This window comes from Streptomyces sp. NBC_01707, from assembly GCF_041438805.1.
Taxonomy (GTDB): Bacteria; Actinomycetota; Actinomycetes; order Streptomycetales; family Streptomycetaceae; genus Streptomyces.
The window spans coordinates 6,762,074-6,787,256 of the sequence record NZ_CP109190.1 but is presented as its reverse complement, the minus strand read 5'-3'; the positions used below and the strand labels follow the sequence as shown (position 1 = coordinate 6,787,256).

General features: G+C 70.9%; 22 protein-coding genes and 3 tRNA genes. 11 read left to right on the top strand and 14 right to left on the bottom strand.

Features of this window, described 5'->3' with window-relative positions:
- The first annotated feature begins 48 nt into the window (after window positions 1–48).
- Complete coding sequence (gene fabF, locus OG963_RS30385; protein WP_093774508.1) at window positions 49–1,311, top strand: beta-ketoacyl-ACP synthase II; 1,263 nt, start codon at window positions 49–51, stop codon at window positions 1,309–1,311.
- A 156-nt stretch (window positions 1,312–1,467) separates the two neighbouring features.
- Here the strand turns inward: fabF and OG963_RS30380 are convergent, their stop codons facing one another.
- On the bottom strand, window positions 1,468–1,962 hold the full coding sequence (locus OG963_RS30380) for a DUF3145 domain-containing protein (protein WP_093774506.1): 495 nt from the start codon (window positions 1,960–1,962) through the stop codon (window positions 1,468–1,470).
- 351 nt (window positions 1,963–2,313) lie between these two features.
- Here OG963_RS30380 and OG963_RS30375 point away from each other — a divergent pair, with 351 nt between their 5' ends.
- Window positions 2,314–3,231: an SGNH/GDSL hydrolase family protein gene (locus tag OG963_RS30375; protein WP_093774504.1), complete on the top strand. Its 918-nt coding sequence runs from the start codon at window positions 2,314–2,316 to the stop codon at window positions 3,229–3,231.
- Window positions 3,232–3,266: 35 nt separating this feature from the next.
- Window positions 3,267–4,259 carry an aldose epimerase family protein gene (locus OG963_RS30370; RefSeq protein WP_256328143.1) on the top strand — a complete coding sequence of 331 codons (993 nt, stop codon included), beginning with the start codon at window positions 3,267–3,269 and terminating at the stop codon, window positions 4,257–4,259.
- A gap of 240 nt (window positions 4,260–4,499) precedes the next feature.
- On the opposite strand, the gene OG963_RS30365 is transcribed toward OG963_RS30370, so the two are convergent.
- The 5 genes from OG963_RS30365 to OG963_RS30345 form a co-directional block, all read right to left on the bottom strand.
- Window positions 4,500–5,108 (bottom strand): LysE family translocator, encoded by a 609-nt coding sequence (locus tag OG963_RS30365; protein ID WP_030925884.1) that lies wholly within the window; start codon window positions 5,106–5,108, stop codon window positions 4,500–4,502.
- A 21-nt stretch (window positions 5,109–5,129) separates the two neighbouring features.
- Window positions 5,130–5,918, bottom strand: a complete 789-nt coding sequence (locus OG963_RS30360; protein WP_030925882.1) for an EI24 domain-containing protein — start codon at window positions 5,916–5,918, stop codon at window positions 5,130–5,132.
- Between the two features lie 113 nt (window positions 5,919–6,031).
- Window positions 6,032–7,549 carry an alpha-N-arabinofuranosidase gene (locus tag OG963_RS30355; RefSeq protein WP_093930247.1) on the bottom strand — a complete coding sequence of 506 codons (1,518 nt, stop codon included), beginning with the start codon at window positions 7,547–7,549 and terminating at the stop codon, window positions 6,032–6,034.
- Window positions 7,550–7,784: 235 nt separating this feature from the next.
- The gene (locus OG963_RS30350) at window positions 7,785–8,213 is read right to left on the bottom strand and encodes an organic hydroperoxide resistance protein (RefSeq protein WP_093774498.1); all 429 of its coding nucleotides are present in this window, start codon (window positions 8,211–8,213) and stop codon (window positions 7,785–7,787) included.
- 88 nt (window positions 8,214–8,301) lie between these two features.
- Window positions 8,302–9,321, bottom strand: a complete 1,020-nt coding sequence (locus OG963_RS30345) for an NADP-dependent oxidoreductase (RefSeq protein ID WP_030925876.1) — start codon at window positions 9,319–9,321, stop codon at window positions 8,302–8,304.
- A 161-nt stretch (window positions 9,322–9,482) separates the two neighbouring features.
- On the opposite strand from OG963_RS30345, the gene OG963_RS30340 reads away from it, so the two are divergent.
- Window positions 9,483–9,920 (top strand): MarR family winged helix-turn-helix transcriptional regulator, encoded by a 438-nt coding sequence (locus tag OG963_RS30340; protein ID WP_093774496.1) that lies wholly within the window; start codon window positions 9,483–9,485, stop codon window positions 9,918–9,920.
- 173 nt (window positions 9,921–10,093) lie between these two features.
- Here the strand turns inward: OG963_RS30340 and OG963_RS30335 are convergent, their stop codons facing one another.
- Window positions 10,094–11,044, bottom strand: coding sequence for a hypothetical protein (locus OG963_RS30335; RefSeq protein ID WP_176902213.1), 951 nt, complete (start codon window positions 11,042–11,044; stop codon window positions 10,094–10,096).
- A gap of 78 nt (window positions 11,045–11,122) precedes the next feature.
- Here OG963_RS30335 and OG963_RS30330 point away from each other — a divergent pair, with 78 nt between their 5' ends.
- The 3 genes from OG963_RS30330 to OG963_RS30320 all read left to right on the top strand — a co-directional run bounded on the left by OG963_RS30330 (window position 11,123) and on the right by OG963_RS30320 (window position 14,475).
- Window positions 11,123–11,698, top strand: coding sequence for a hypothetical protein (locus OG963_RS30330; RefSeq protein ID WP_093774492.1), 576 nt, complete (start codon window positions 11,123–11,125; stop codon window positions 11,696–11,698).
- 131 nt (window positions 11,699–11,829) lie between these two features.
- On the top strand, window positions 11,830–12,867 hold the full coding sequence (locus tag OG963_RS30325; RefSeq protein ID WP_030925869.1) for a rod shape-determining protein: 1,038 nt from the start codon (window positions 11,830–11,832) through the stop codon (window positions 12,865–12,867).
- 18 nt (window positions 12,868–12,885) lie between these two features.
- Complete coding sequence (locus OG963_RS30320; protein WP_093930248.1) at window positions 12,886–14,475, top strand: GAF domain-containing protein; 1,590 nt, start codon at window positions 12,886–12,888, stop codon at window positions 14,473–14,475.
- Here the strand turns inward: OG963_RS30320 and OG963_RS30315 are convergent.
- Window positions 14,453–14,884: an Lrp/AsnC family transcriptional regulator gene (locus OG963_RS30315; RefSeq protein ID WP_030925866.1), complete on the bottom strand. Its 432-nt coding sequence runs from the start codon at window positions 14,882–14,884 to the stop codon at window positions 14,453–14,455. The two genes, OG963_RS30320 and OG963_RS30315, sit on opposite strands and share 23 nt — an antisense overlap.
- 136 nt (window positions 14,885–15,020) lie before the next feature.
- On the opposite strand from OG963_RS30315, the gene OG963_RS30310 reads away from it, so the two are divergent.
- From OG963_RS30310 to OG963_RS30295, 4 genes are all read left to right on the top strand, one after another.
- Window positions 15,021–16,262: an MFS transporter gene (locus OG963_RS30310; protein WP_256223653.1), complete on the top strand. Its 1,242-nt coding sequence runs from the start codon at window positions 15,021–15,023 to the stop codon at window positions 16,260–16,262.
- A gap of 9 nt (window positions 16,263–16,271) precedes the next feature.
- Window positions 16,272–17,744, top strand: a complete 1,473-nt coding sequence (locus tag OG963_RS30305) for an acyl-CoA synthetase (protein WP_093774486.1) — start codon at window positions 16,272–16,274, stop codon at window positions 17,742–17,744.
- A complete protein-coding gene (locus OG963_RS30300; protein ID WP_371799672.1) occupies window positions 17,737–19,101 on the top strand; it encodes a carboxyl transferase domain-containing protein in 1,365 nt (454 codons plus the stop codon). Before OG963_RS30305 ends, OG963_RS30300 begins: the two co-directional genes overlap by 8 nt.
- A 239-nt stretch (window positions 19,102–19,340) precedes the next feature.
- Window positions 19,341–20,141: a VOC family protein gene (locus tag OG963_RS30295; protein ID WP_093774482.1), complete on the top strand. Its 801-nt coding sequence runs from the start codon at window positions 19,341–19,343 to the stop codon at window positions 20,139–20,141.
- 85 nt (window positions 20,142–20,226) lie between these two features.
- On the opposite strand, the gene OG963_RS30290 is transcribed toward OG963_RS30295, so the two are convergent.
- From OG963_RS30290 to OG963_RS30265, 6 genes are all read right to left on the bottom strand, one after another.
- On the bottom strand, window positions 20,227–21,495 hold the full coding sequence (locus tag OG963_RS30290) for an MFS transporter (protein ID WP_093774480.1): 1,269 nt from the start codon (window positions 21,493–21,495) through the stop codon (window positions 20,227–20,229).
- Between the two features lie 43 nt (window positions 21,496–21,538).
- Window positions 21,539–23,422, bottom strand: a complete 1,884-nt coding sequence (locus OG963_RS30285) for an ABC transporter ATP-binding protein (RefSeq protein WP_093774478.1) — start codon at window positions 23,420–23,422, stop codon at window positions 21,539–21,541.
- A 260-nt stretch (window positions 23,423–23,682) separates the two neighbouring features.
- Window positions 23,683–23,883, bottom strand: a complete 201-nt coding sequence (locus tag OG963_RS30280) for a hypothetical protein (RefSeq protein WP_143019994.1) — start codon at window positions 23,881–23,883, stop codon at window positions 23,683–23,685.
- Window positions 23,884–24,600: 717 nt separating this feature from the next.
- Window positions 24,601–24,674 (bottom strand) — tRNA-Ile (locus OG963_RS30275).
- A 225-nt stretch (window positions 24,675–24,899) separates the two neighbouring features.
- Window positions 24,900–24,972, bottom strand: a tRNA-Asn gene (locus tag OG963_RS30270).
- Between the two features lie 5 nt (window positions 24,973–24,977).
- Window positions 24,978–25,050 (bottom strand) — tRNA-Asn (locus OG963_RS30265).
- Window positions 25,051–25,183: the final 133 nt, after the last annotated feature.

The following is a 25,183-nucleotide window of genomic DNA, read 5'->3' as shown; positions in this document are numbered from 1 at the left end:
GGTGGCGCCGCTGATTCACGACCCTCTACACGTGGAGAAGATTTTCCAGTGAACTCGACCAATCGCACCGTGGTCGTCACCGGTATCGGCGCAACCACTCCGCTGGGTGGCGACTCCGCGTCGACCTGGGAAGGTCTGATGGCCGGTCGTTCCGGCGTCAAGCCTCTCGAGGGCGAACGTTTCGCCGAACTGCCCGTCCGGATCGCCGCCCTCGCGGCCGTCGACCCGGGCGACGTACTGCCCCGCCCGCTCGCCCGCAAGCTGGACCGCTCGGCGCAGTTCGCGCTGATCGCGGCCCGCGAGGCATGGGCGGACGCCGGCTTCACCGGCAAGGCCGGTGAGGACGACGCGATCCGGCCCGAGCGGCTCGGCTCGGTCATCGCCTCCGGCATCGGCGGCGTGATCACCCTGCTCGACCAGTACGACGTGCTGAAGGAGAAGGGCGTACGCCGCGTCTCCCCGCACACCGTGCCCATGCTCATGCCCAACGGCCCGGCCGCCAACGTCGGCCTCGAGGTCAACGCACAGGCCGGTGTCCACACCCCGGTCTCCGCCTGTGCGTCGGGTGCCGAGGCCATCGGGTACGCCGTCGAGATGATCCGCACCGGCCGTGCCGACGTGGTCCTCGCCGGTGGCACCGAGGCGGCCATCCACCCGCTGCCGATCGCGGCGTTCGCCAACATGATGGCGATGTCCAAGAACAACGACGAGCCCCAGAAGGCGTCGCGTCCGTACGACACGGGCCGTGACGGCTTCGTGCTCGGCGAGGGTGCCGGTGTCGTCGTCCTGGAGTCCGCGGAGCACGCGGCGGCGCGTGGCGCCAAGGTCTACTGCGAGGTGCTGGGCCAGGGTCTGTCCGCGGACGCCCACCACATCGCCCAGCCCGAGCCGACCGGTCGCGGGATCGCCGCCGCCATGCAGAACCTGCTGGACCAGACGGATCTCAAGCCGTCGGAGGTCGTGCACCTCAACGCGCACGCCACGTCGACGCCGCAGGGCGATGTCGCGGAGCTGAAGGCTCTGCGCAAGGTTCTGGGCGACGACCTCGACCACGTCGCGATCTCCGCGACGAAGTCGATGACCGGTCACCTGCTCGGTGGCGCGGGCGGCATCGAGACCGTCGCGACGGTTCTGGCGCTGCACCACCGGATGGCTCCGCCGACGATCAACGTGGAGAACCTCGACGAGGCGGTGGAGGCGGACATCGTGCGCGATGAGCCGCGGCCGCTGCCGGAGGGGTCGATCGCCGCGATCAACAACTCGTTCGGGTTCGGGGGACACAACGTGGTGCTGGCGTTCCGCAGCGTCTGATCCCCACCGCCCAGGCTCTACGACGAAGCCCGCCTCCCCGGTCGACCGGGGAGGCGGGCTTCGTCGTCTCGGTTCTCGGCCTCGCCTTGCGTGCGAGGCGCAGGGGTCCCGGTCCGGGAAGGGGCGGGCGGGGGACAGGGCCGCCGCAGGCGCCCCTCACACCACCTGGTGGAGCCAGCGGACCGGGGCGCCCTCGCCTGCGTGGCGGAAGGACTCCAACTCGTCGTCCCACGGCTTGCCGAGGAGTTTGGCGATCTCCGCCTCCAGGTCCGTCTCCCCGCTCACCGACCGCGCCAGCGCAGCCCGCAGCCGGTCCTCCGGCACCAGGATGTCGCCGTGCATGCCGGTGACCGCGTGGAAGATGCCCAGTTCGGGCGTGGAGCTGTAGCGCTCGCCCTCTGCCGTGGCACACGGCTCCGCCGTCACTTCGAAGCGCAGCAGATCCCAGCCGCGCAGCGCGGAGGCGAGCTTCGACGCGGTGCCCGCGGCGCCCTTCCAGGAGAACTCGGACCGCCAGGTGCCGGGCGCCGCCGGCTGTCTGATCCAGTCGAGCTGGACCCGCGCACCGAGGACTCCCGCCACCGCCCATTCGACATGTGGGCAGAGCGCGCGCGGTGCGGAGTGAACGTACAGAACTCCACGTGTCGTCACCGGGACCTCCAGTGTGGGACGAGGTTCGCCTTCCCCAGCGGCCTCGCGCCCGTACCGCCTCTTCCTGGCCGGCTCCCGAGGTCGTCATCAGTAAACAGCATCGGGAGTGAATCTCCTGAAAAGGGACAGTATGTGACGTGATGTGATTTTCCGATATCACCCAATTGGAGCCGGGTGGCGGAACGTGGCACTGGTTCGACGGGGAAAAGCTACCGTGCGGCGGCGTCCCAGGTGTGACGTACCGTCGGTCCTGGGCCCAGGATTCGCTCAGCATTCACCCGGCAGGGCGCCCGGGCCTGCTGCCTGGGGCTATATGGAGTTGCCGGGGGCATAAACGGGAGGGCCCGAGGGATGCAGAATCGTTTCGCGAACCACCGCTCGCGCACCGTCGTCGCCGTGCTGACGGTGCTTCCGGTCATCGCCGCGGCCGCGTTGACGGGTTGTGAGGCCGGGCAGGACGCGACGACGAAGGGGGCGACCGCCGCGAAGCACCGCTCCTCCGTTGCGCGTGCCCCCGTCTGGGACCGCAGTCCCGAGTCGGTCGCCGCCGTCGGGGACTCCATCACACGGGGGTTCGACGCCTGTTCGGTGCTGACCGACTGCCCGGAGGTGTCCTGGGCGACCGGCACGGACAGCGAGGTCCGGAGCCTCGCCGTGCGGCTGCTCGGCACCTCGCGCGCGGCCGCGCACAGCTGGAACCACGCCGAGACGGGCGCCCGGATCGCCCAGCTGCCGGAACAGATGGCCCTCGCTGCGGAGCAGAAGCCGGATCTGGTGACGGTGATGATCGGCGCCAATGACGCCTGCCGGGACTCGGCGGAGATGATGACGCCGGTGGCGGACTTCCGGGCGTCGTTCAAGGCGTCGATGCGTCAGCTGCGCAGCAAGGCACCGAAGACGCAGGTCTACGTGTCGAGCGTGCCGGATCTCAAGCGCCTCTGGTCGACGGGGCGTGGCAACGCACTGGGCAAGCAGATCTGGAAACTGGGGATCTGCAGGTCGATGCTGGGCGAGGCGGACGACATGGGTGCCGCGGCCGTGGCACGCCGCGCCGCGGTGCAGGAGCGGGTCGTGGACTACAACAAGGTGCTGCGGGACGTGTGCGCGAAGGATTCGCGCTGCCGGTACGACGGCGGTGCGGTCTTCGGATACCGGTTCACCGGCAAGCAGCTCAGTCAGTGGGACTGGTTCCATCCGGGGCGCAACGGACAGGCCCGGCTGGCGGAGATCGCGTACCGCAATGTCACGGCGCGGAAGCCCCCGGCGTAGCACAGCCCCGTGGTCTAAGGTCCGTGATCATGGACATGGGTTTGAGTACGGCGATACGTACGGAAGTCTTCGGCACCCTCGCGGACGGTACCGCCGTCCACCGCTGGACGCTGGAGCGGGCCGGTACGCGCGTACGCGTCCTGACGTACGGCGGCGTCGTGCAGTCGGTCGAGGTGCCGGGGCAGGACGGCGTCCGGGCTCAGGTGGCGCTCGGACTGCCGGATCTCGCGGCCTACGAGAAGCCCTCAGGTCCGTATTTCGGGGCGCTGGTCGGGCGGTACGCGAACCGGATCGCGCGCGGCTCCTTCGTACTCGACGGGCGGACCCACCGGGTGACCCGGAACGAGGGGCGCAACCATGTGCACGGCGGAGCCCGCGGTTTCGACAGGCGTGTGTGGGAGGCGCGGGAGCTCACCGACGGTGTGGAGCTCTCCCTGGTCGCGGAGGACGGCGAGGAGGGCTTCCCGGGCCGGCTGGCGGTCTCGGCCGCGTACACCCTGGACGAGGACGGGGCGCTGCGCATCGCGTACCGGGCGACGACGGACGCGCCGACCGTGCTGAACCTGACCAATCACACGTACTGGAACCTGGCCGGCGCCCACAGCGGCAGCGCGGTCGGGCACACGCTGCGGATCGCGGCAGGGCGGATCACGCCGACGGACGCCGAGTCGCTGCCGACGGGTGAGTTCCTGCCGGTGGACGGGACCCGGTTCGACTTCCGGGAGACGAGGACCGTGGGTGGCGGGTACGACCACAACTTCGTTCTGGACGCCGCCGACGACGGTCCGGTGGCCGAGCTGTGCGACCCCGTGTCGGGGCGTGTCCTGACGGTCACGACGACCGAGCCGGGTCTGCAGCTGTACACCGCCGACCACTTCGACGGGCGGCCGTACGGGCCCTGCGACGGGATCGCGCTGGAGACGCAGCACTTCCCGGACTCGCCGAACCGGCCGGAGTTCCCGAGCACGGTGCTGCGGCCGGGCGAGGAGTACGTATCGACGACGGTGTACGGGTTCTCGGTGCGCTGACGCGACGGACGGCGGGCAGGGGAGGAGCCCCGGGGCGGGGTCAGGTGCAGCTCCGGGGCTCTTCCATCCGGGCAGGGCTACTCCTCGATCTCCGTGGTCGCCGTCAGGCGTACGTCGCCGAGCGAGCGTGCCGCCTGCACCTCGTAGCTGCCGCTTCTGCGGCTGTTGCGGCCGGAGCCTTCGGACGCCCCGGACGGGCCCGACGCGCACAGCGGCTGACGGGTGTGCGGCCGGCGTCGCTCAGCGGGCGAGGCCCAGCGTGACGCCCAGCCCGATGAGCACCGAACCGATGCCGCGGTTGAGGACCTTCTGCCACCGCAGCATCGCCGTGCGCAGCTGCTCGTGCGAGAAGAACAGGGCGACCAGTGCGAACCAGCCGAGATGGGCCGCGGACATGAAGAGCCCGTAGCCGGCCTGCTGCCACAGGCCGGTGTCCTCTCCGACGACCTGGGTGAAGGTCGACACGACGAAGAGTGTGGTCTTGGGGTTCAGCGCGTTGGTCAGGAATCCGGTGCGCAGAGCCCCGAGCCGGGTCAGGGCGGGCTTCGACTCCAGGTCGACGACGAGATCGTTGCGGGCGAAGAACGTCCGTACGCCGATGTAGACGAGGTACACCGCGCCGGCCAGCTTGATCGCGGTGAACAGGGCGGTCGAGGATGCGATCAGCAGCCCGACGCCGAGCATCGTGTACGTGACATGGACGAGGACGCCCGCGGCGACTCCGGCGGCCGCGAGAAGTCCGGTCGTCCGGCCGTAGAGATAGCTGTTGCGCACGACCATCGCGAAGTCGGCGCCCGGGCTGATGACGGCGAGGACGGTGATGACGGCGACGGCGATGATCTCGGTCATGGCTCGGGGTCTCCTCGGTCCTCAGCCCTTGTCGAGGCTGTACGGGGAAGGGGTCGCGTCCTCGTCGTCGGTGGGCGGCGCCGTCAGGTCCCGCGCGAGCAGGGTGGCTCCGGCGACGGCGCCCGGCATCAGGAACACCGCGACGAACGGGACCAGGAAGGCGAGTCCCAGCGGTACTCCGAAGCCGAGGGTCAGCATGCGGCGGCCGCGGAGCAGGGCGAGCCGGTCCGCCAGGACGAGGCCGCGGCGCTGGAGCGCGACCGCGGTGAGCTCCTCGGCGAGGAAGTAGCCGGTGACGCAGAAACCTATCGCGGGGACCACGGTCTGGCCGACGACCGGGACGAACCCGAGGGCGAAGAGCAGTACGGCGTACAGCGAGACGCGCACGAGAATGCGGAGGCTGTCACGGGCGGAGATCCACAGTTCGCGCCAGAGCGGCAGCCCGGACTCGGGGACGTCGCCGCCCTCCGACCGGTCCACCTGCTCGGAGAGCGACTCGTAGAACGGCTGGCCGACCAGCAGCGTCACGGCGGTGAAGGTGATCACGGCGAGGAACAGCCCGAGGCCGAAGACCAGCACGGTCAGCGTGACCCGGAGCAGGCCGAGCCAGGGTGAGGACCAGTCGTCGGCGAACGGGGTCGCCCAGGACACGAAGTCGTCGGCGCCGTAGCCGAGGCCGACGAGCGCTGCCGCGTACACGACGAGCGTGATGAGGCCGGGGATCAGGCCGAAGCCGAACCAGCGTCCGTGCCGGCCGACCCAGCGCTGCCCCTTGATCAAATAGCTGAAACCCACCCCTAGATCGCGCATGGCGTCAGCGTAACGGGGGCGGTAGGGGGCGCGTTGACCGGGGAGTTGGGGGCCGGGCATGACTTCAGCGAGCGTTCCGTCCTCGATCTCCGGGCAGCCGGATCCGTTCTCGGTCAGGTCAGTCGGATCATGTTCCAGGACATGGGTTCCAGTGTCGCCCTCAGCACCGCACCGTCGAGGGTCGTGTCCTGCGCCTGATGCGGGGTGACGCGGTCCGGATCGGTGAGGGTGTTGCGGGCGTCCGGGTCGCTGTCCGCGAGGACCTGGTGTTCGGCGATCTTCGCCACGTCGAAGCCGTGCAGGGCGACTTCGAGCGGTAGCTCCTCGTCCTGGCTGCGGTTGACCGCGAAGACCGTGACCGCACCGGTCTCCGGATCACGGACCGCCGTGGCGTGCAGCAGGTCCGTCTCGCCGTACTTCGCCGTCCGGTACGTGGGTGAGTCGACCCGTACGTCGAGGACCCGGCCCCGCCCGTGCCGCGCGGCCTGGGCGAAGGGGAAGAACGTGGTCTGCCTCCAGGCCGGTCCGCCGGGCTCCGTCATGATCGGGGCGATCACGTTGACCAGTTGGGCGAGGCAGGCAACGGTCACCCGGTCCGCGTGGCGGAGCAGCGCGATGAGCAGAGTGCCGAGGACGACGGCGTCCGTGACCGTGTAGTTGTCCTCCAGCAGGCGCGGCGCCTCGGGCCAGTCGAGCGGGTTCTCCTCGGCGGCCTTCTGACTGCGGCTCATGTACCAGACGTTCCATTCGTCGAAGGAGAGGTTGATCCTCCTGGACGATTTGAGCCGGGCCCCGATGTGATCGCAGGTGGCGACGACGCTCTCGATGAAGGACTCCATGTCCACGGCGGAGGCGAGGAACGAGTCGCGGTCGCCGTCGAGTTCCTCGTAGTAGGCGTGGAGGGAGACGTAGTCGACGAGGTCGTACGTCTCGGCCAGCACGGTCGCCTCCCACGCGGCGAAGGTCGGCATGGACCGGCTCGACGAGCCGCAGGCGACGAGTTCGACGGACGGGTCGATCTGCCGCATCGCGCGCGCCGTCTCGGCGGCGAGCCGCCCGTACTCCTCGGCGGTCTTGTGGCCGGTCTGCCAGGGGCCGTCCATCTCATTGCCCAGGCACCACAGTCCGATGCCGAAGGGGTCCTTGTCGCCGTGTGCGATACGGCGGTCGGAGAGTTCGGTGCCGGCCGGGTGGTTGGCGTACTCCTGGAGTTCGATGGCCGCCCGGACGCCACGGGTGCCGAGGTTGACGGCCATCATGGGCTCGGCCTGCGGGCCGATCTTCTTCAGGAACGCGATGTACTCGGAGAGTCCGAAACGGTTCGTCTCGGTGGAGCGCCAGGCCAGGTCGAGGCGGCGCGGCCGCTCGTCGACGGGGCCGACGCCGTCCTCCCACCGGTAACCGGAGACGAAGTTGCCGCCGGGATAGCGGATGGCGGTGACGCCGAGTTCCCGGATCAGTTGGAGGACGTCCGTACGCAGACCTGCCTCGTCGGCGGCCGGATGCCCCGGCTCGTGGATGCCGTCGTAGACGCAGCGGCCGAGGTGCTCGACGAAGGAGCCGAAGAGGCGGGGAGAGACGTCGCCGACGGTGAACGCCGGGTCGAGGGTGAAGCGCGCGGTGCGGGTCATGGCGTCCTCGCTGTGTTCGGTATTCCGGGCATGGGCCGAAGAGCCGGGCAGGGTCCGCACCGCTTGCTCCCGCGGCTTCGAACGGACCGTAGGATCGAAGCGCTTGCGCGTCAATGCCGCGCACGAGAATTCCGAACAACGTCCGGTATACCGAACGCGATTGAGGGCGGTACGCACGTGAGGGCCGCACCCTGGCGGGGTACGGCCCTCACGTGCGTACGGGCAGTGCGATCTGTCAGACGACCGACAGCTCGACCTTGATGTTGCCGCGCGTGGCGTTCGAGTACGGGCACACCTGGTGCGCCTTCTCGATGAGCGACCGAGCCGTGGTGGCGTCCACGTTCGGGATGGTCGCGGAGATCGCGACCTCCAGACCGAAGCCACCCTCGGCGGTCTTGCCGATGGAGACCGAGGCGGTCACCGTGGAGCCGGAGATGTCGGCCTTCTCCTGACGGGCCACCACACCGAGGGCGCCCTGGAAGCAGGCGCTGTAGCCGGCCGCGAAGAGTTGCTCCGGGTTGGTGCCCGCACCGCTGCCGCCCAGCTCCTTCGGCGGGTTGACGACGACGTCGAGCCGGCCGTCGTCGGAGGAGACGCGGCCGTCACGGCCGTTCTCCGCGGTGGCGACGGCGGTGTACGCGACGGTTATGTCCTGAATGGCCATGCTGAGGTTTCCTCTGCTGTAGCGCCGCAACTCGCGCCCACGATCGCGACGGCCTGCGGATGAGAGTAACGGTGACGGCGAACCGCTGTCAGCCGAGGGAAACGATCATCTTTCCGGTGTTCTCGCCGCGCATCAGGCCGAGGAAGGCGTCGAAGCCGTTCTCGATGCCCTCGACGACGGTCTCGCGGTACTTCAGCTCACCGGAGGCCAGCCAGCCGGCGACCTCCTGGACGAACTGCGGCTGGAGCGCGGCGTGGTCACCGACGAGCATGCCCTGCAGACGCAGCCGCTTGCCGATGACGAGCGCGAGGTTGCGCGGGCCGGGGGTGGGCTCGGTCGCGTTGTACTGGGCGATCATTCCGCAGATGGTGGCGCGGCCGTGCACATGGAGCGAGGAGATCGCCGCTTCGAGGTGCTCACCGCCGACGTTGTCGAAGTAGACGTCGATGCCGTCGGGGGCGGCCTGGCGCAGCTGCTCGGCGACCGGGCCGTTCTTGTAGTTGAAGGCGGCGTCGAAGCCGTACTCCTCGACGAGGAGCTTGACCTTCTCGTCGGATCCGGCCGAGCCGATGACCCGCGAGGCGCCCCTGAGCTTCGCCATCTGGCCGACCTGGCTGCCGACGGCACCGGCGGCACCGGAGACGAAGACGGCGTCGCCCTCCTTGAAGGACGCGACCTCGAAGAGGCCCGCATAGGCGGTGAGCCCGGTCATGCCGAGCACTCCGAGGTAGGCGGAGAGCGGGGCCAGGTCCGGGTCGACCTTGACGGCGTGCTGGGCCGGGACGTCGGCGTACTCGCGCCAGCCCAGACCGTGCAGGACGTGGTCACCGACCGCGATCCCCTCGGCGCCGGAGGCGATGACCTCGCCGACCGCGCCGCCTTCCATGGGGTGATCCAGCTTGAAGGGCGGGGTGTACGACTTCACGTCGTTCATCCGGCCCCGCATGTACGGGTCGACCGAGAAGTGCAGGTTGCGGACGAGGACACGACCCTCGGCAGGAGCGGTGACCGGGGCCTCACGCAGCGCGAAATCCTCGGCCTTCGGCCAGCCGTGGGGGCGGGCGACAAGGTGCCATTCACGGCTTGACGTGGGAAGTGCTGCAGACATGGGCTCGGGTTCTCCTCGATGTCCTACGGGTGGGGGGAAGCGTTCCGCCGGGTCCCGCCGGGTTCGGTCCGCCGGGTTGCGCCGCGGAAAAGCTTCATGACGTGAAACAACCATGCTCCTGAATATTTCATGTTGTCAAGTAACTGGGTATCCTGGGTGTCATGGCCACCACGCGAACAGACCCACTGACCCTCGAAGTCGTCGACCTCATCGGCACGGTCGTGGCGCGCTACTACGAGGAGTACGACCGGGCCGCGGCCGCGCACTCGCTCACCGGCGCGCAGGCCCGGGTCCTCGGGCTGCTCTCCCTGGAGCCGACGCCGATGCGCAGGATCGCCCAGAAGCTGAAGTGTGAGCCGTCGAACGTGACGGGGATCGTCGACCGGCTGGAGACGCGTGGCCTGGTGGAGCGTCGGCCCGACCCGGCCGACAGGCGGGTGAAGCTGGCCGCCGCGACGGAGAAGGGTGCCCGGACCGCGTTGCAGCTCCGCGAGTCGCTCGGCTTCGCGCGCGAGCCGCTCGCCGAGCTGTCGCACGCGGAGCGTGCGGTGCTGCGGGACCTGCTGCGGCGGATGCTGGGTGTGGACACGGAGTCCTAGGGCCGCAGGCCCAAGGGCCGCCCTGTGAACCCTGGCGGGCGCACGACCACGGCGACCGCACGTCGCCGCGTTGCCGGAGCGCCCGTATGCGTCCGGTGTGAGCACGCCCCTCCGCCTCGCGATGCCCGGCATGCGACGCGGAGGCTGATCCACCAGGGATCACAGCACAGCCCTCAGGAGCAGAAGAAGATGAGCCAGCACGACTCGCTCTTGGTCGGGCTGGGCGTGGGCGAGGGCGGGTTCGGATGCTGTGACGGGTGGCCGGTGGGAGTGCCCGACGGGCCGCGAGGCGATCCGGAGGGACTCGGTCCGGACGACGGATCCGTGGAGGACGTGGCGTCGCCGGAGGGCGTGGTGGTGGCCTCGGGCGGGGCGGAGCCCACGCCTCCGGGGGCACCGCCGCCGGTGCCGGTCGCAGTTCCCGGAGGGCCGGTGCCGGAGGTGTGCGCGTCTGTGACAGGGACGGTGGAGGGGCTGTCCACCGGTCCGGGGCGGTCGACGTCGTGGCTCGACGAGGGTTTCGGCACCGGCGCGGTCGTCACGTCGGTGGCCTCGCGTACGTAGTCCGAGGCGCCGTCGTCACCCTTCGGCTCGATGGCCAGCTCGGCGAGGCTCAGTGCTCCGGCGGCGAGCACGACACCGAGGATGGCGAGCAGGGCGGTACGACCGCGGCGGCGGTGCGAAGGGCGGCCCCGGCCGCCACGTTGCCTGCTGGAGCCTCGTCGTTCCCGGCCGTCACGCTGGTCTCTCGCGACGAGTTGGTCCTCCTTGGCGACAAGCTCGTCCTCGGCGAACAGCTCGCCCCCGGCAGCACGCTCGTCCGCGCCGCCTCGCTCGTCGCGGCGCGCCCGACGCGATCCGCCCGACGCGCGCGCATTCGCGGACCCGCGTCTGCTCCCGGACCCGCGCGCGCCTCGCCCGCCCGCGGCAGGCTCGGTGGCGCCTCGGGACCGGCGGCGGCGTCCGCCGGGCGCTGACGGCAGGGCTTTCACACGCTCCGCGTCCGGTTCGTGGCCGGAGAGGGCGGGCGTGGCGTAGTGGCTCAGCGCCTCGACGGGGGTTCCGCACCCGGCACAGGCGAGGGCGCCGTTGAGATGCCGCTGACACGGGTGGCAGTAATCCATGGCGCCCGCAGATTAAGTGCCGATAGGACAACAGAGAAAGCCACTCACGTGAGGATCTTGTGTGGAAACGTTAATTCCATGACCGCCGTCCCATTTGGCCCACTCGAGTTCCAGCTCGTCCTGCTCCGCCGGATGGCCGACCACCAGCCCGGCCTCGTCGAGGACGCCCGGCACGAACTCAGCGCCTCGCTCGCCGAGATGCGAGAGGCCAACCGCCGCTGGCAGGCGATGGTACGGGCGCCCCGCGGCCGCGGCTCGTTGCGCCGCTACCGCTCGGTGCTGGGCGAACCCGAGTCCTCCGTACACCGCCGGATCGGCGATCTGGAGTGCGACGCCCTGCTCTGGCCGGTGCCGCTCTGGCCGGAGCTGCGGTTCGAGGTGATGGTCGCACCGGGCGGCGCCGTATGGAACGAGTGGCTGGTCAGAGCTCCGGGGGCGAGTGGCCCCGAGCTGCGTACGATCGACGACCTGCGCCCCTGGTCGTGCACCGTCGACGAGGTCGCCCGGGCTTTCCCGCCGGCCCGCCCGATGGAGGGCAGCGCACCGACCCGGTGGGCGCTCGCCATCACCGACCCCGGGACGGGTGCGTCGTACGTCGCGGAGTTCACCTGGGGGCTGTTCCAGCGACTGCTCCCCGGCACACCGCGGCCCTGACCTGGCAGTCCGTCAGCTCCACACCCCCCTGATGGCCCATCCCAGCGGGCGGCGCGACCGCGCGCGCCGCACGATGCGAAGAGGGCCGGCCGCCGCCGGCACCGCCCATCAGCGCTCCCGGGAGACCTGCCGTGACCGTCAGTCTTGAGCAGTTGCGCCGCTGCCACGTCGCCGTCGACCTCGGGGCCGCCCGGACCCGCGTCTACATCAAGGGGCTCGGGCTCGTCGTCGACGAGCCGAGTGCCGCCGCCATCAACACCCGTAGCGGTTCGCTCATCGCCGTCGGTGAGCTCGCCGAGAAGATGACGGGCCGCACCCCCGACTACATCCGGGTGGTCCGCCCGGTCTCCGGCGGGTCCGTCATCGACATCGAAATGGCCCAGCGCATGCTCCGCCATCTGCTCGGCGAGAAGCTCCGCCGTCAGCTGCGCCGCAAGCCGCGGCTGCGCGCCGCCGCCTGCACCCCGCACGACAGCGATCCGCTCGCCCAGCGCGCCACCATCGAGACCCTGGTCGGACTCGGCGCCCGGCGGGTCGAGCTGGTCGACACCCTGCTCGCGGCGGCGGTCGGCTGCGATCTCCCGGTCGAGCAACCGGTCGGGAGCATGATCATGGTGTGCGGGGCGGCGACCACGCAGATCGCCGTGCTCTCGCTCGGTTCGATCGTGACCGCCGTACGGATCCCGATCGGCGGCGACGCCATCGACCACGCGGTGATCCAGCATCTGCGCCAGCAGCACGAGTTGATGCTGCCGAGCCAGTCGGTACGCCCGTTGCAGCTGGCCCTCAGCGGCAACGGTCTGACCTCGCACGGCCCGGCCGTGACCGAGATCCATGGCCGTGACGTCGTGACCGGTCTGGCCCGTTCGGTGCAGGTCGACACCGCCGCCGTGCGGCGCGCCATCCACACCCCGCTGACCGCGGTCCTCGACGGCCTCGGCAAGGTGCTGCGCCACTGCCCGCCCGATCTGGTGGCCGACCTCGCGGACTGCGGGATCATGATGGTCGGCGGCAGTGCGCTGCTGCCCGGGCTCGACCAGATGCTGCGCGATGCGACGGGCATGCCGGTGCACATCGCGGAGCGCCCCGACGTGTGCGCCGTCCTGGGGCTCGGCGCCATGCTGGACGGCAAGGTCGAGCCGATGGTCCTCAACCCGCTGGCCGCCTGACGGCCGTCGGGGCGGCGGATGACTTACGGGAGCGAAGGCCGGGGTGCGGCCGGCGGGCCCCCCAGCAGCAGGCCCCGCAAGCTGCCGATACTCCTGGAAGCGGTGCTCAGCGTGGGCACCGATCTCGAACTGCGGTCCACCCTCCAGCAGATCGTGGACACCGCCACCGCGCTCACCGAGGCACGGTACGGCGCGCTCGGCGTCCTCGACCCCCACCGCAGCACCATCACCGAACTGTTCACCTCCGGTCTGACCGATGTCGAGCGCCAGCGCATCGGCCGCTTCCCGGACGGGCACTCGGGGCTGCTCGGCGTGCTCGTCGAGGAACCCGCGCCGTTGCGCTCGGACGACCTGACCGCCGACCCGCGCTCCAGCGGCGTGCCGCCCGGCCACCCACGGATGCGTTCCTTCCTCGGAGCGCCCATCCGGGTGCACAGCGAGGTGTTCGGCAATCTCTATCTCACCGAGAAGCGCACCGGACACTTCACCGACACGGACATGGCGCTGCTGCAGGTCCTCGCCGCTCAGGCCGGGATCGCGATCGGCAACGCCCGGCTGTACGAGACGGTCTGCCAGCGGGAGCGCTGGATCGAGGGCGCGGCAGCCGTCACCACGGCCCTGCTGGGCGGCACGAGCGCGACGGACGCACTGATGACCGTTGCCGAGCGAGCCCGCATTCTCGCCGATGCCTCGGCCGGGGTGATCCTCCAGCCGACCGAGAACGGCGGGATGGAGATCGTCACCGCGTCCACGCTCGACGACCCGGCCGGCATCGTCGGCACCACCATCGAGCCGGGCTCCCCCGTGCTGGCGCAGCTGCTGGGTGGTGAGCCGGTCTTCATCGACGACTCGGCGACCGATCCGCGGATGACGACGCATGTGCGGACCCGGTTCGGTCCCAGCATGATGTTGCCGTTGCAGAGCGGCGGCAGGCTCATCGGCACCCTCGCGCTGCCCCGGCGGCGCGGCGGACGCCCGTACACGGCCGTGGACCGGCTGCTGGCCTCCCAGTTCGCCTCCCAGGCCGCACTCGCCCTGGTGATGGCGGACGCCCAGCACAACAGGGAACAGCTCGCGGTGTACGAGGACCGTGACCGGATCGCCCGCGATCTGCACGATCTCGTCGTCCAGCGGCTCTTCGCGACCGAGATGATGCTGGAGTCGACCCGCCGCCGGGCGGCCGCCCCGGAGACGGACGAGCTGCTCAGCCGGGCCGTCGACGAGCTGAACTCCACCATTCAGGAGGTACGGACCACGATCTTCGCCCTCCAGCAGCCGCCCACCGACGCGCCCAGCACCTTCCGCGGCCGGGTGCTCCGGGAGACCGGGGGCGCGGCCTCCGTCCTCGGCTTCCAGCCGTCGGTGCAGTTCACCGGGGCGGTGGACTCACTCGTGCGGCAGCCCGCGGACCGGCGGCTCCTCACGGCCCTGCGCGGCGCGCTCGCGGCGGCGCACCGGCGGACCGGGGTGTCGGCCATCGAGGTGGAGGTGGACGCGACGGCACGGCTGCCCGACGGGCGGGCCGCAGTCCGGCTGGCGGTCTCCGACGACGGCCGGGGCGACGACGGCTCGCGCTCCCCGACGTTCACCTGGCAGGCGCCGCTCTGAGCGCGACCCGGGTGCTGGAGTGGGCGACGCCCGCTTCCCGCTTGAGTCGGCGCAGCAGTCCGTCCAGGGCGGCGGTGTCGGCGACCGTGGCCCGTACGAGATAGTCGTGCCCGCCCGTCACGTGCACCACTTCGGTGATGCCGGGCAGGGCGAGCACCGCCCGTTCGAACACCTCGTTGGTCGTGTCGATACGCAGCGTCACATCGATGAAAACGACCAGACCCGTTCGGGTGTCGGCGGCCGGGTCGATGATCACGGTGAAGCCGCGGATGACGCCGTCGCGGCGCAGCCGCCGCACCCGATCGGCCGCGGCGTTGGCACTGAGGCCGACCCGTACCCCCAGGTCGCGGTACGAGATCCGCGCGTCCTCCTGGAGGACGCTGAGGATTTCCCTGTCCAGACGGTCCATACCGCGATTGTCGCAGCTTGTGCCGGATTATGACTGCGGAGACCACGACGGCCCGGGCCGTGGCCGTGACATGGCCCGTGACCCGCCTGGTGTAGGCCGGCGAGCCCACCGGCCCCGCCCGGCCTTGACTTGCAGGGTGGAAGCCGTCAAGCAGTCCCCCGCTCCGACAGGCCGGCCGTCCGCGGCCGCATACCGCAACCTTGCGGTGGCCACGATCGGCTTCGGACTCACGTTCTGGGCCTGGAACCTGATCGCGCCGCTCTCCGGGGGCTACAAGGAGCGGCTCGGGCTGAGCTCGTTCGAGCAGTCGCTGCTGGTCGCCGTGCCGGTGCTGGTCGGTTCGCTGGGCCGGATCGCGGCGGGGGCGCTCACCGACAAGTACGGCGCCCGTCTCATGTTCCCGCTGGTCTCGGCGCTGACCATCGTCCCCGTACTGCTGCTGATCCCGGCGAGGAGCTCGTACGGGGCGATGCTCGCCGTGGGCTTTTTATTGGGGCTGGGCGGCACGACGTTCGCGATCGGTATCCCGCTGGTCAACTCGTGGTTCCCGCCCTCCGACCGAGGGCTCGCGCTGGGTGTGTTCGGCATGGGCATGGGTGGTGTCGCACTCTCCGGCTACTTCACCCCACGGATCGCCCAGCACGGCGACAACCTGCCGTCCCTCGTCGTCGCCGGTGCGCTGGTGGTGTACGCGGCGCTGGCCGCGGCGCTGATCAGCGACCACCCGGACCGGCAGGTACCGACCGACTCGCTCGGCCACCGGCTGGGCGCGGCCGGGCGACTACGGGTCACCTGGGAACTCTCCGCGCTGTACGCGATCGGCTTCGGCGGCATCGTGGCGTTCGGCGTCTATCTGCCGACCTATCTGAAGACCTGGTACGACCTCTCACCGACCGACGCCGGCACGAAAGCCGCCGGGTTCGCCCTGGTCACCGTCGTCTTCCGGCCGATCGGCGGCTGGCTCTCGGACCGCATCCACCCGGCGCTGGTCACCTCGGCGGCGCTGGGGCTGGCCGCACTGATGGCGATCGTCCAGGCCTTCGACCCGAAGCTCGCGCCGGGCGGCGCGATCGCACTGCTCTGCATGGCGGCCGGACTGGGCACGTCGAGCGGCAGCATCTTCGCCCTCGTCTCGCAGGTGACACCGCAGCCGAAAGTGGGCAGCGTCACCGGAATCGTCGGCGCGATGGGCGGACTCGGCGGCTTCGTCCCGCCGTTGGTGATGGGCGCGATCTACAGCGCGAAGGGCTCGTACTCGATCGGCTTCATGCTGCTGTCGGACCTCGCGCTGGCCGGATGTGTGTACGCGTACGGGCGGATGCGGAACATCCAGAGGCAGCGGAGGATGCCCGACCCGGCTCCGCAGCACAGCCCTTAGGGTCGGAACGTGACTTCTCTTCTGCCTGCGCTGCATGACGGATCCGGCCCCGCGGCCTCCCGGGAAGCCGTCCGGTTCGGTGAACACACCCTGACGTACGCACAGCTGGCCGCGGCCTCCGACGCGCTCGCCGCGCGGCTCACGGGGGCGGGAAGGGTCGCCGTCTGGGCCACGCCGACCGCCGAGACCGTCGTCGCGGTGGTGGCGGCGCTGCGGGCCGGGGTGCCCGCCGTCCCCCTCAACCCGAAGAGCGGCACACGCGAACTGGCGCACATCGTGACCGACAGCGCCCCGTCGGCGGTGCTCGCCGGGGCGGGCGACGTGCTCCCGCCGGTGCTCGCCGCGCTGGACCGTAAGGATGTCGACACGGCAGCGGCGGCGGCCGACGGCGTCGTCTTCCCCGAACCCTCCCCCGAGTCCCCCGCCCTGATCGTCTACACCTCCGGCACCACGGGCCCGCCCAAGGGTGCGATCCTGCCCCGCCGTGCGATCGCCGCCTCGCTGGACGCGCTGGCGGACGCCTGGCAGTGGACCGGCGACGACGTCCTCGTGCACGCCCTGCCGCTGTTCCATGTGCACGGCCTGATCCTGGGCGTGCTCGGGCCGCTGCGCCTGGGCGGATCCGTACGGCATCTGGGGCGGTTCTCCACCGAGGGTGTGGCCCGGGAACTGTCGTCCGGCGCCACGATGCTGTTCGGCGTGCCGACGATGTACCACCGGATCGCCGAGACGCTCGGTACGACGGCACCGGCCGCGACCGAGCTGGCGGAGGCGCTCGCCGGGGCCCGGCTGCTGGTATCGGGGTCGGCCGCGCTTCCGGTCCATGACCACGAGCGCATCGCGGCGGCGACCGGCCGCCGGGTCATCGAGCGGTACGGCATGACGGAGACCCTGATGAACACGGGCGTCCGGGCGGACGGCGAGCCTCGTCCCGGGACGGTCGGCACCCCGCTGCGGGGCGTCGAGCTCCGGCTCGTCGAGGAGGACGGCACCCCGCTCGGCGATCCGACGGCCGAGGACGCGGTGGGCGAGATCCAGGTGCGCGGCCCGAACCTCTTCGCCGGTTATCTGAACCGCCCCGACGCGACAGCGGCCGCCTTCGCCGAGGGCGGCTGGTTCCGTACCGGCGACATGGCCGCACTCGACGCCGACGGCTATGTACGGATCGTCGGCCGCAAGGCCACCGACCTGATCAAGAGCGGCGGGTACAAGATCGGCGCGGGCGAGATCGAGAACGCGCTGCTGGACCACCCGGGCGTCCGCGAGGCCGCCGTCACCGGGGAGCCCGACCCGGATCTGGGCGAGCGGATCGTCGCCTGGGTGGTGCCGGCCGACCCGGCAGCACCACCCACGGAGGCCGAGCTCGCGGACCACGTGGCGGCCCTGCTGGCCCCGCACAAGCGCCCCCGCACGGTCCGTTATCTGGAGGCGCTGCCCCGCAACGACATGGGCAAGATCATGAAGCGGTCGCTCGGTGCGTAGGCGCCTCACGGCACGGCAGGCGATCGCGGCGGTCACCGACGACTTCGCCGAGGCCGGCACCCCGCCCGGCGCGGAGATACCGGTGGACGGTCCGCTCTCCTGGTCCGGTTACGCGGACGCCCGGGCCCGCGCCACGGCGCGTACCGGCGAGGAGGAGTCCGTCGTCCACGGCCTTGCCACGGTCGGAGGCCGGCCGTGTGTGCTCGTCTCCTTCGAGTTCGGATTCCTGGGCGGATCGCTGGGGCAGCGCACCGGGGACCTGCTGGAAGCCGCGTACGGGACCGCGCTCACCCGGCGGCTGCCGCTCGTCTCGATCGTCGCGACGGGCGGCAGCCGGATGCAGGAGGGCATGATCGCGCTCACCCAGCTCCAGCGGGTGGCCCGCGCCTCGGCACGGCTGCGGGCGGCGGGTCTGCCGCAGTTCGCGGTCGTGCGCGATCCGACGACGGGCGGTGGCTGGGCCACGCTGGGGGCCGGCGCCGATGTGATCCTGGCGCTGCCGGGGGCCCAGATCGGGTTCGCCGGATCGCGGGTGCGGCCGGTGGACGCGGACCCGTCGGCGTACACCGCGGAGGGCCAGCTGGCGGCGGGCCAGATCGACGCGGTCGTCCACGCGGACGAGCTGCCACGGACGCTGGGGCGGTGGCTCGGCGCGCTGGGGGCGGCAGGCGTCGGCGAGTCCGGTGTCCCCGCGCCGGTCCCGGGCGCTCTCGCGGCCACCGGGCTGCCGGCGACCGGCTGGGCCGCGGTGCAGCAGGCCCGCGCTTCGGCCCGGCCACGTGCCGGGGCGTATCTCGACGCGTACTTCGACGACCTGCTGCCGCTCAGCGGCGACCGGTGCGGCGGTACGGATCCGGGGCTGCTCTGCGGGTTCGGGGTACGCGGCGGCCGGCCGATCGCCTACGTCGCCCAGTGCGGCACCGCGACCCGCCCGGCCGGCTACCGCACCGCGGCCCGGGTGATCCGGCTGGCGGACCGGCTCGGCGTGCCCGTCCTGACCCTGATCGACACCCCGGGGGCGGCGAACGACGCCGAGGCGGAACGGGCGGGCGCGGGGGCCGCCATCGCCGATGCGTTCGCGGCGATCGCCGAGGCCCGGGTCCCGGTGACCACGCTGGTGATCGGTGAGGGCGGCTCGGGCGGGGCGCTCGCCCTGGCGGCGCCGGAGAACACCTATGTCACACCGGACAGCTACTTCTCCGTCATCGCCCCGGAGCTCGCGGCTGCCATCCTGAAGCGCACCCCCGACGCCGTGCACGCCACGGCCGACCAGTTGCGCCTGCGCCCCCAGGACCTGGTGGAGCTGGGGGTCGCCCGCGGCATCGCGGCCCCGGAGGCCACGGCCGCCGACGGGTAGTCCGGCGCGCGGCGTGCGGAACGGCCGGCCGAGGACTGTCCCGTGATCCCAGGCTGGCGCACGACGCCGGCCACAGCACCTCGCCACCTCGCAGGAGCGCCCGGATACGACCGGCATGAGCACACCCCCTCCGCCTGGCGACGCACCGCATCCGACGCCGCGCGCCGATCCACCAGGGACCATGGGGCAGCCCTTAGCGTGAAAAACCGGACGAATCACCGAGTCAGGAGCGCAGGACCATGGCTGTGGAACCAGAAGGCACCCCGTGCTGGGCCGACGCGATGTTCACCGATGTCGAGGGGGCGAAGAGCTTCTACGGTGACGTGCTGGGGTGGACGTTCGGTGAGTCGTCGTCGGAGTTCGGTCACTACACGCAGGCGTACGCGAACGGCAAGGCGGTGGCCGCCGTCGTACCCCCGATGCCGGGCCAGGAAGGCCAGTCGGCATGGTGCCTGTACCTCGCGTCGCCGGACGCCGCAGCCACCGCCGCAAAGATCCGTGACAACGGCGGCGAGGTCCTGATGGAGCCGATGCAGGTCGGCGACTTCGGCTCCATGGCGCTGGCCCGCGACCCGGGCGGGGTGGTCTTCGGTGTGTGGCAGGCGGGGCAGCACGAAGGGTTCGAGGCCAGGGCCACGCCGGGCGCGTACTGCTGGGCGGAGGTGTTCACCCGGGACCCGGCGAAGTCGGACACCTTCTTCCCCGCCGTCTTCCCGTACCGCGTGAAGCAGATGCAGGACGATGCGATCGACTTCGCGCTGTACGACCTGGGCGCCGATCCGGTCCTGGGGCGGATGAGGATGACGGACGACTTCCCGCCCGAGGTACCGCCGTACCTCAATGTGTACTTCACCGTCGAGGACTGCGACGCCGCGGTCGCGAAGGCGACGGGGCGCGGGGCGATTCTCCGGTTCGGTCCGATGACCAGCCCGTTCGGCCGGTTCGCGGCGCTGAGCGACCCGCAGGGCGCGCCGTTCTCCGTGATCGACGTCAAGACGACCGAGGGCGAGATGCCGAAGTTCTCCGACGCGACCGCCTGAGCGGAGGAGTCACGCCGCCGGGGCCGGTCGGCCCGCATGACCGGCCCGACGCGGCCGGTCGGCCCGGGTGGCCGCCCCCGGCCTGTCAGGGCTGTGCGTCCCGGGCGTCGTACCGGGCGAATCCCCGCCACTTCAGCGCGAGCAGTGACACCGCGACCACGCATGCGATGCCGCCCCCGGTGGCCGCCACCGTCGGGGACGCCAGATCGGCGACCGAACCCGCCAGGAAGTCCCCGAGCCGCGGCCCACCGGCCACGACCACGATGAACACGCCTTGCAGCCGCCCCCGCATCTCGTCCGGGACCGCCGCCTGGAGCATGGTGTTCCGGAAGACCATCGAGACGGTGTCCGCGCAGCCGGCGAGCGCCAGCAGGACCAGCCCGAGCCAGAGCTGACGGGTCAGCCCGAAGACGGCGATGGCGCTGCCCCAGCAGGCCACGGCGGTGATCACAGCGAGCCCGTGCCGTCTGATCCGGCTCAGCCAGCCGGAGAACACCCCGCCCAGCAGTGCGCCCAGTGCCGGTGCCGCTACCAGCAGCCCGGTGGTCTTCGCGTCACCGCCGTACCAGACCACGGCGACGACCGGGAAGAGCGCGCGCGGGTGGGCGAGGACCATGGCGCACAGATCGGTGAAGAAGGTCATCCGCAGAACGGGTCGCGCCGCCAGGAACCGCAGCCCGCCCACCACGGACGCCCGCTTCTCGCTCCCCGCGTCGTCCCCGCGCTCGGGGAGCATCGAGGGCAGCCGCCACATCGCGTACAGCGCGGCGGTGAAGGTGACGGCATCGACGGTGTACGCGGCCCGGTACCCCCACCAGCCGACCATGAGTCCGCCCAGCATCGGCCCGACCAGCGCACCGGTGGTGCTGGTGATGGAGCTGAGCGCGTTGGCGGCGGGCAGCTGCTCGGCCGGCAGGAGGCGCGCGACCATCGAGCTGCGGGCCGGTGAATTGAGCGCGAAGCAGACCGCCTGCAGGGCGACGACCGCGTATAGCAGCCCCAGCTGCTCGACCCCGGCGACGCTCGCGGCGACCAGTGCGACGGCGAGCACGAACGAACCGGAGGAGCTGGCCAGCCCCAGTTTGCGCCGGTCGACGGTGTCCGCGACGGCCCCGCCGTACAGTCCGAAGACGACCAGCGGCAGAAACGAACAGAACCCGATGAGCCCGACCGAGAAGGCGGACCCGGTGATGTCGTACACCTGGAGCGACACGGCGAGCGCCGTCATCCCCTGCCCGATCCAGGAGACCGTGTTCCCGAACCAGAGCCGCCGGTAGTCGGGCGAGGTACGCAGCGGCGTCAGGTCGGCGAGTATGCGCGTGCGATGTACAGGTTCTTCGGTCGTTTCGGTCACAACGGATGGTAACGACCGGGCCCGAGCCGGATCTCCCTAGGGCCTACCGCCAATGGATTCCCGAAGGGCGCGCATGCTTGGCGTGTGCGTTGACGGTGCCGTTGCGTCGCGAGGGCTTGGCGTCGAACAGCGTGGCGTACAGGCCGCTCCGGCCGAGCAGTTGGGTGTGCGTGCCCGACTCCACCAGACGCCCCTCGTCCAGCACCAGGATGCGGTCGGCGTCGGCGGCGAGGGCCAGGTCGTGCGTGATGACGATGGTGGTGCGTCCCTCGGCGAGGCGCCGCAGCGGGCCGAGGATGCGCTGTGCGGCCAGTGCGTCCAGGCCGGTGGTGGGCTCGTCGAGAAGAAGGACGGGCGCGTCGCGGACCATGGCGCGGGCGATCGCGATGCGCTGCAGCTGCCCCCCGGAGAGGCGGGACGTGCCGGGTGAGACAACGGTGTCGTAGCCGTCGGGAAGCGCACGGATGAAGTCGTGCGCGTCGGCTGCCCGCGCGGCCTCCTCGATGTCACGGAAAGTTGTGTCGGTACGCCCGCACGCGATGTTCTGCTCGATGGTGTCGTGCAGGACGAGGGTGTCCTGCGGCAGCAGCGTGATGTTCCGACGGAGGTAGGTCAGCGGCAGCTGGTCCACGGATGTGCCGTCCAGCCGGATGCTGCCGCGGTCCGGGTCGTAGAACCTCAGCAGCAGGGCGGCCAGGGTCGACTTGCCGGCCCCGCTGGGGCCGGTGATGACCAGCAGTTCGCCGGGGACCGCGGCGAACGAGAGACCGCGGAGAACCGGCTCCGGGTTGCCGGGGTAGTGGAAGTCGACCTCCCGCGCCTCCACCTCGCCGACGGCGCGCCGTCTGGCCGGGGCCGCGACGGATGCGCCCGGGTCGGTGACGGTGGGCTCGGTGTCGAGGATCTCCAGGAGCCGCTCGGCTCCGGCGGTCGCGGCGGTGGCCGTCAGGCCGAGCTGGCCCAGGGAGCGGATCGGCGGGTAGAGGGAACCGATGAAGGCGGCGAAGGCGAGGAGCTGGCCGAGTGTGATCCCGCCGGTGGAGATCTGCCACGCCCCCAGACCGATGATCACCAGGACACACACCGTTTCGAGGACCTCCACGAGTTGCTCGTAGAGCTCGGCGAGCCGGGTGCCCCTCACCGCTGCCTTGAACCGGGCACGCGCCTTGCCGAGGAGCCGTTCCTCCTCGTCCTGCTGCCTGTTGTACGCCTGGGTCATGACGACGTTGACCAGCGTCTCCTCGACCACGGCGGTGATGGCACCGTCCGCCGCGCGTCCACGCCGGGACACCGCGCGCAGAGGCCCCGTGAACACGCGGGTGACGAGGTAGAAGAGCGGGACCATGGCAAAGGTGGCGAGGGCCAGTTTCCAGCTCAGCCACGCAGCGGCGGCAGCGTAGAAGAAGGTGTTGAAGAGAGCCGTGGCAGCCCCGACGATGCCGGAGACCACGAGCGCTTCGATGGCTTCCACGTCGCCGGTGAGCCGCTCGACCAGGTCACCACGGCGATTGCGCTGGTAGAAGTGGGGCGGCAGCGTCTGCAGATGACCGAAGACGCGGGCCCGCAGCCGCATCACGAAGCGTTCGGCGGTCCAGACCGCGAGCGAGCTGCACAGATACCCCACGATCGCACCGATGACGGCCACGGTGAGCCACTGACCGGCAGGTTTCCAGAAGGCGCTGACGGATCCCTGCTGCAGAGCGTTGTCGGTCAGTTCCGCGAAGAGAAGGATGGTGATGGTCTCCGCGACCGCGGTCAGGGAGGCGAGGACGCAGATCAGCAGGAGCCAGCGCCGGTCTCCGTACGTGAGCGGCCAGAACCGCCGGAACGACCGCACCACGCTGATGGGGTCGGTACGGATCGGAACGTCCGTCACCGATTCCGGGGACGGCTCGTCGGGGCGCGCAAGGGGGCCGAGAAGGCGCATGGGCCTCACATCACTGAGGAGTGCGGAATGCGGACCGCCGCCGGAACCTGTTCCCGGATCGGGGCCGGACCACGGCGCCATCTGCGACGGCGTCGTGATTCAGGCCTTGATGAGCGCCTGCGGAACGTCTGCCAGGGGCCGCAGGTCGACATGATCCGAACGGAGGCCCCTGGGGCGCGGGCCCCAAACCACGAGGCGTGACCCGCGCGGTTGCGCGGGCCAGCCTCGTGTAAGGGGTTTGTGGATTCTGGGTGGGCAGGTCAGTAGCCGTAGCCTCCGCGGCCGAAGCCACCACGACCATAGCCTCCGCGGCCGTAGAACCCGCGGCCGAAACCGCGTCCACGTCCACGTCGGCCGAAGCCGTAGCCGTAACCGCCGTAGCCACCGTAGCCGCCGTAGCCGCCCCAGCCGCCCCAGCGATCCCTGCCACCCCCATGGCGGAAGATGTCACGAGCGCTCATCTTCGCCTCCTTTGGGAAGTTTGGTATGCCGCACCCTGTTTCTGCCGCGGCACTATCGACACTACGACGCCTCAACGGGACCAACAAGTCGTACACGTACGAATTCGGGCAAAAGCCCTATTTCCCGGCAAATATTCAGGGTCTCGCCCCACGCGACACGCAGGCACAGAGGGTCCGAGGGGCGCCTCACCGGCACGATGAGGCCCGCCCGCGGCACCCCTGCCGAAATCGGCGACAGCGGCCCCGCGTCCCCGCAGATCCGGACCTGCGGCCGTCAGGCGCCCACGGGTGGGGTCGGGTCGCGGCGGAACGGTCCCGGAGCGTGACGGTGCGACAGCGCCGATCGACGGTCCACCCGGAGTCGCGACGAGCGAGGTGCGTTGCTAACGCAAAGAAATTGCCCGTACTAGGCGTCAGGGCGCAGCCGCAGGCCGCCACAACCTGCACATTCCCTCTCAACGCCGTTGCCAGTCCACCCACTTGACGCATGTCCGGACGAAACCGGTCGGTGCGTGCGGAGTTCGAGCTCCGCAGGAGACCACGCACGGAGCCCCGGCCGCATGCGCGGTCGGGGCTCCGCCCTGCTCCGATCTGTCGCCCTCTGAGCCGACAGGGGGCCCGCGAAGGGCCTTCAGCGTGTCTTGCACGTTCGACGCCGCCGCGTGTGCATCCTTGTTTCCAGGAGGCTGGAACGTTCCTGCGTTGCGGCCGTCGTAGTGGGGCGGGTGGGACTCGAACCCACGGCCGACGGATTATGAGTCCGCTGCTCTAACCGGCTGAGCTACCGCCCCTTTTCGGCGTGGCGCGCACATGTGTGCGCGCCGTCTGCCGCAGCATAGCCGGTCATACGATCTCTCGCTCCGGATGGTCGGCTTCGCCTGACCATGAGGACCGCACTGCACGCTGCCCGGTTCCGGACGGCGTGAAGTAGATACGAAAGAGTCCGGCACCGGCCGTCGAACCACCCTCCGGCCCGGCACGCGAAAAAGGACCCCGAAGGGCCCTCTTCCGTTCCGCTCCCCCGACTGGACTCGAACCAGTAACCCTCCGGTTAACAGCCGAATGCTCTGCCAATTGAGCTACAGGGGATCGCGCTCCCCCGACTGGACTCGAACCAGTAACCTGCCGGTTAACAGCCGGCTGCTCTGCCAATTGAGCTACAGGGGATTGCTGCGTTTGCACCGAACCCTACCTGCCTGGCTGCTGCCGGGCGGCGCGCGTTCGCTGCGACACATACATTAGCGCAAGCAGGGGGGTGCTCCGCCAATCGGTATCGCCCCGGGTGATCTCGGGCCCCGGC

What these genes read in the sequence shown, in the direction of transcription:
- OG963_RS30285 (WP_093774478.1), bottom strand. Translation starts at nt 23,422, where the DNA reads ATGCGCCTTCTCGGCCCCCTTGCGCGCCCCGACGAGCCGTCCCCGGAA.
- OG963_RS30335 (WP_176902213.1), bottom strand. Translation starts at nt 11,044, where the DNA reads ATGGATTACTGCCACCCGTGTCAGCGGCATCTCAACGGCGCCCTCGCC.
- OG963_RS30340 (WP_093774496.1), top strand. Translation starts at nt 9,483, where the DNA reads ATGGCCACCACGCGAACAGACCCACTGACCCTCGAAGTCGTCGACCTC.
- OG963_RS30315 (WP_030925866.1), bottom strand. Translation starts at nt 14,884, where the DNA reads ATGGACCGTCTGGACAGGGAAATCCTCAGCGTCCTCCAGGAGGACGCG.
- OG963_RS30280 (WP_143019994.1), bottom strand. Translation starts at nt 23,883, where the DNA reads ATGAGCGCTCGTGACATCTTCCGCCATGGGGGTGGCAGGGATCGCTGG.
- OG963_RS30295 (WP_093774482.1), top strand. Translation starts at nt 19,341, where the DNA reads ATGGCTGTGGAACCAGAAGGCACCCCGTGCTGGGCCGACGCGATGTTC.
- OG963_RS30320 (WP_093930248.1), top strand. Translation starts at nt 12,886, where the DNA reads ATGACTTACGGGAGCGAAGGCCGGGGTGCGGCCGGCGGGCCCCCCAGC.
- OG963_RS30375 (WP_093774504.1), top strand. Translation starts at nt 2,314, where the DNA reads ATGCAGAATCGTTTCGCGAACCACCGCTCGCGCACCGTCGTCGCCGTG.
- OG963_RS30355 (WP_093930247.1), bottom strand. Translation starts at nt 7,549, where the DNA reads ATGACCCGCACCGCGCGCTTCACCCTCGACCCGGCGTTCACCGTCGGC.
- OG963_RS30350 (WP_093774498.1), bottom strand. Translation starts at nt 8,213, where the DNA reads ATGGCCATTCAGGACATAACCGTCGCGTACACCGCCGTCGCCACCGCG.
- OG963_RS30370 (WP_256328143.1), top strand. Translation starts at nt 3,267, where the DNA reads ATGGGTTTGAGTACGGCGATACGTACGGAAGTCTTCGGCACCCTCGCG.
- OG963_RS30365 (WP_030925884.1), bottom strand. Translation starts at nt 5,108, where the DNA reads ATGACCGAGATCATCGCCGTCGCCGTCATCACCGTCCTCGCCGTCATC.
- OG963_RS30360 (WP_030925882.1), bottom strand. Translation starts at nt 5,918, where the DNA reads ATGCGCGATCTAGGGGTGGGTTTCAGCTATTTGATCAAGGGGCAGCGC.
- OG963_RS30330 (WP_093774492.1), top strand. Translation starts at nt 11,123, where the DNA reads ATGACCGCCGTCCCATTTGGCCCACTCGAGTTCCAGCTCGTCCTGCTC.
- OG963_RS30345 (WP_030925876.1), bottom strand. Translation starts at nt 9,321, where the DNA reads ATGTCTGCAGCACTTCCCACGTCAAGCCGTGAATGGCACCTTGTCGCC.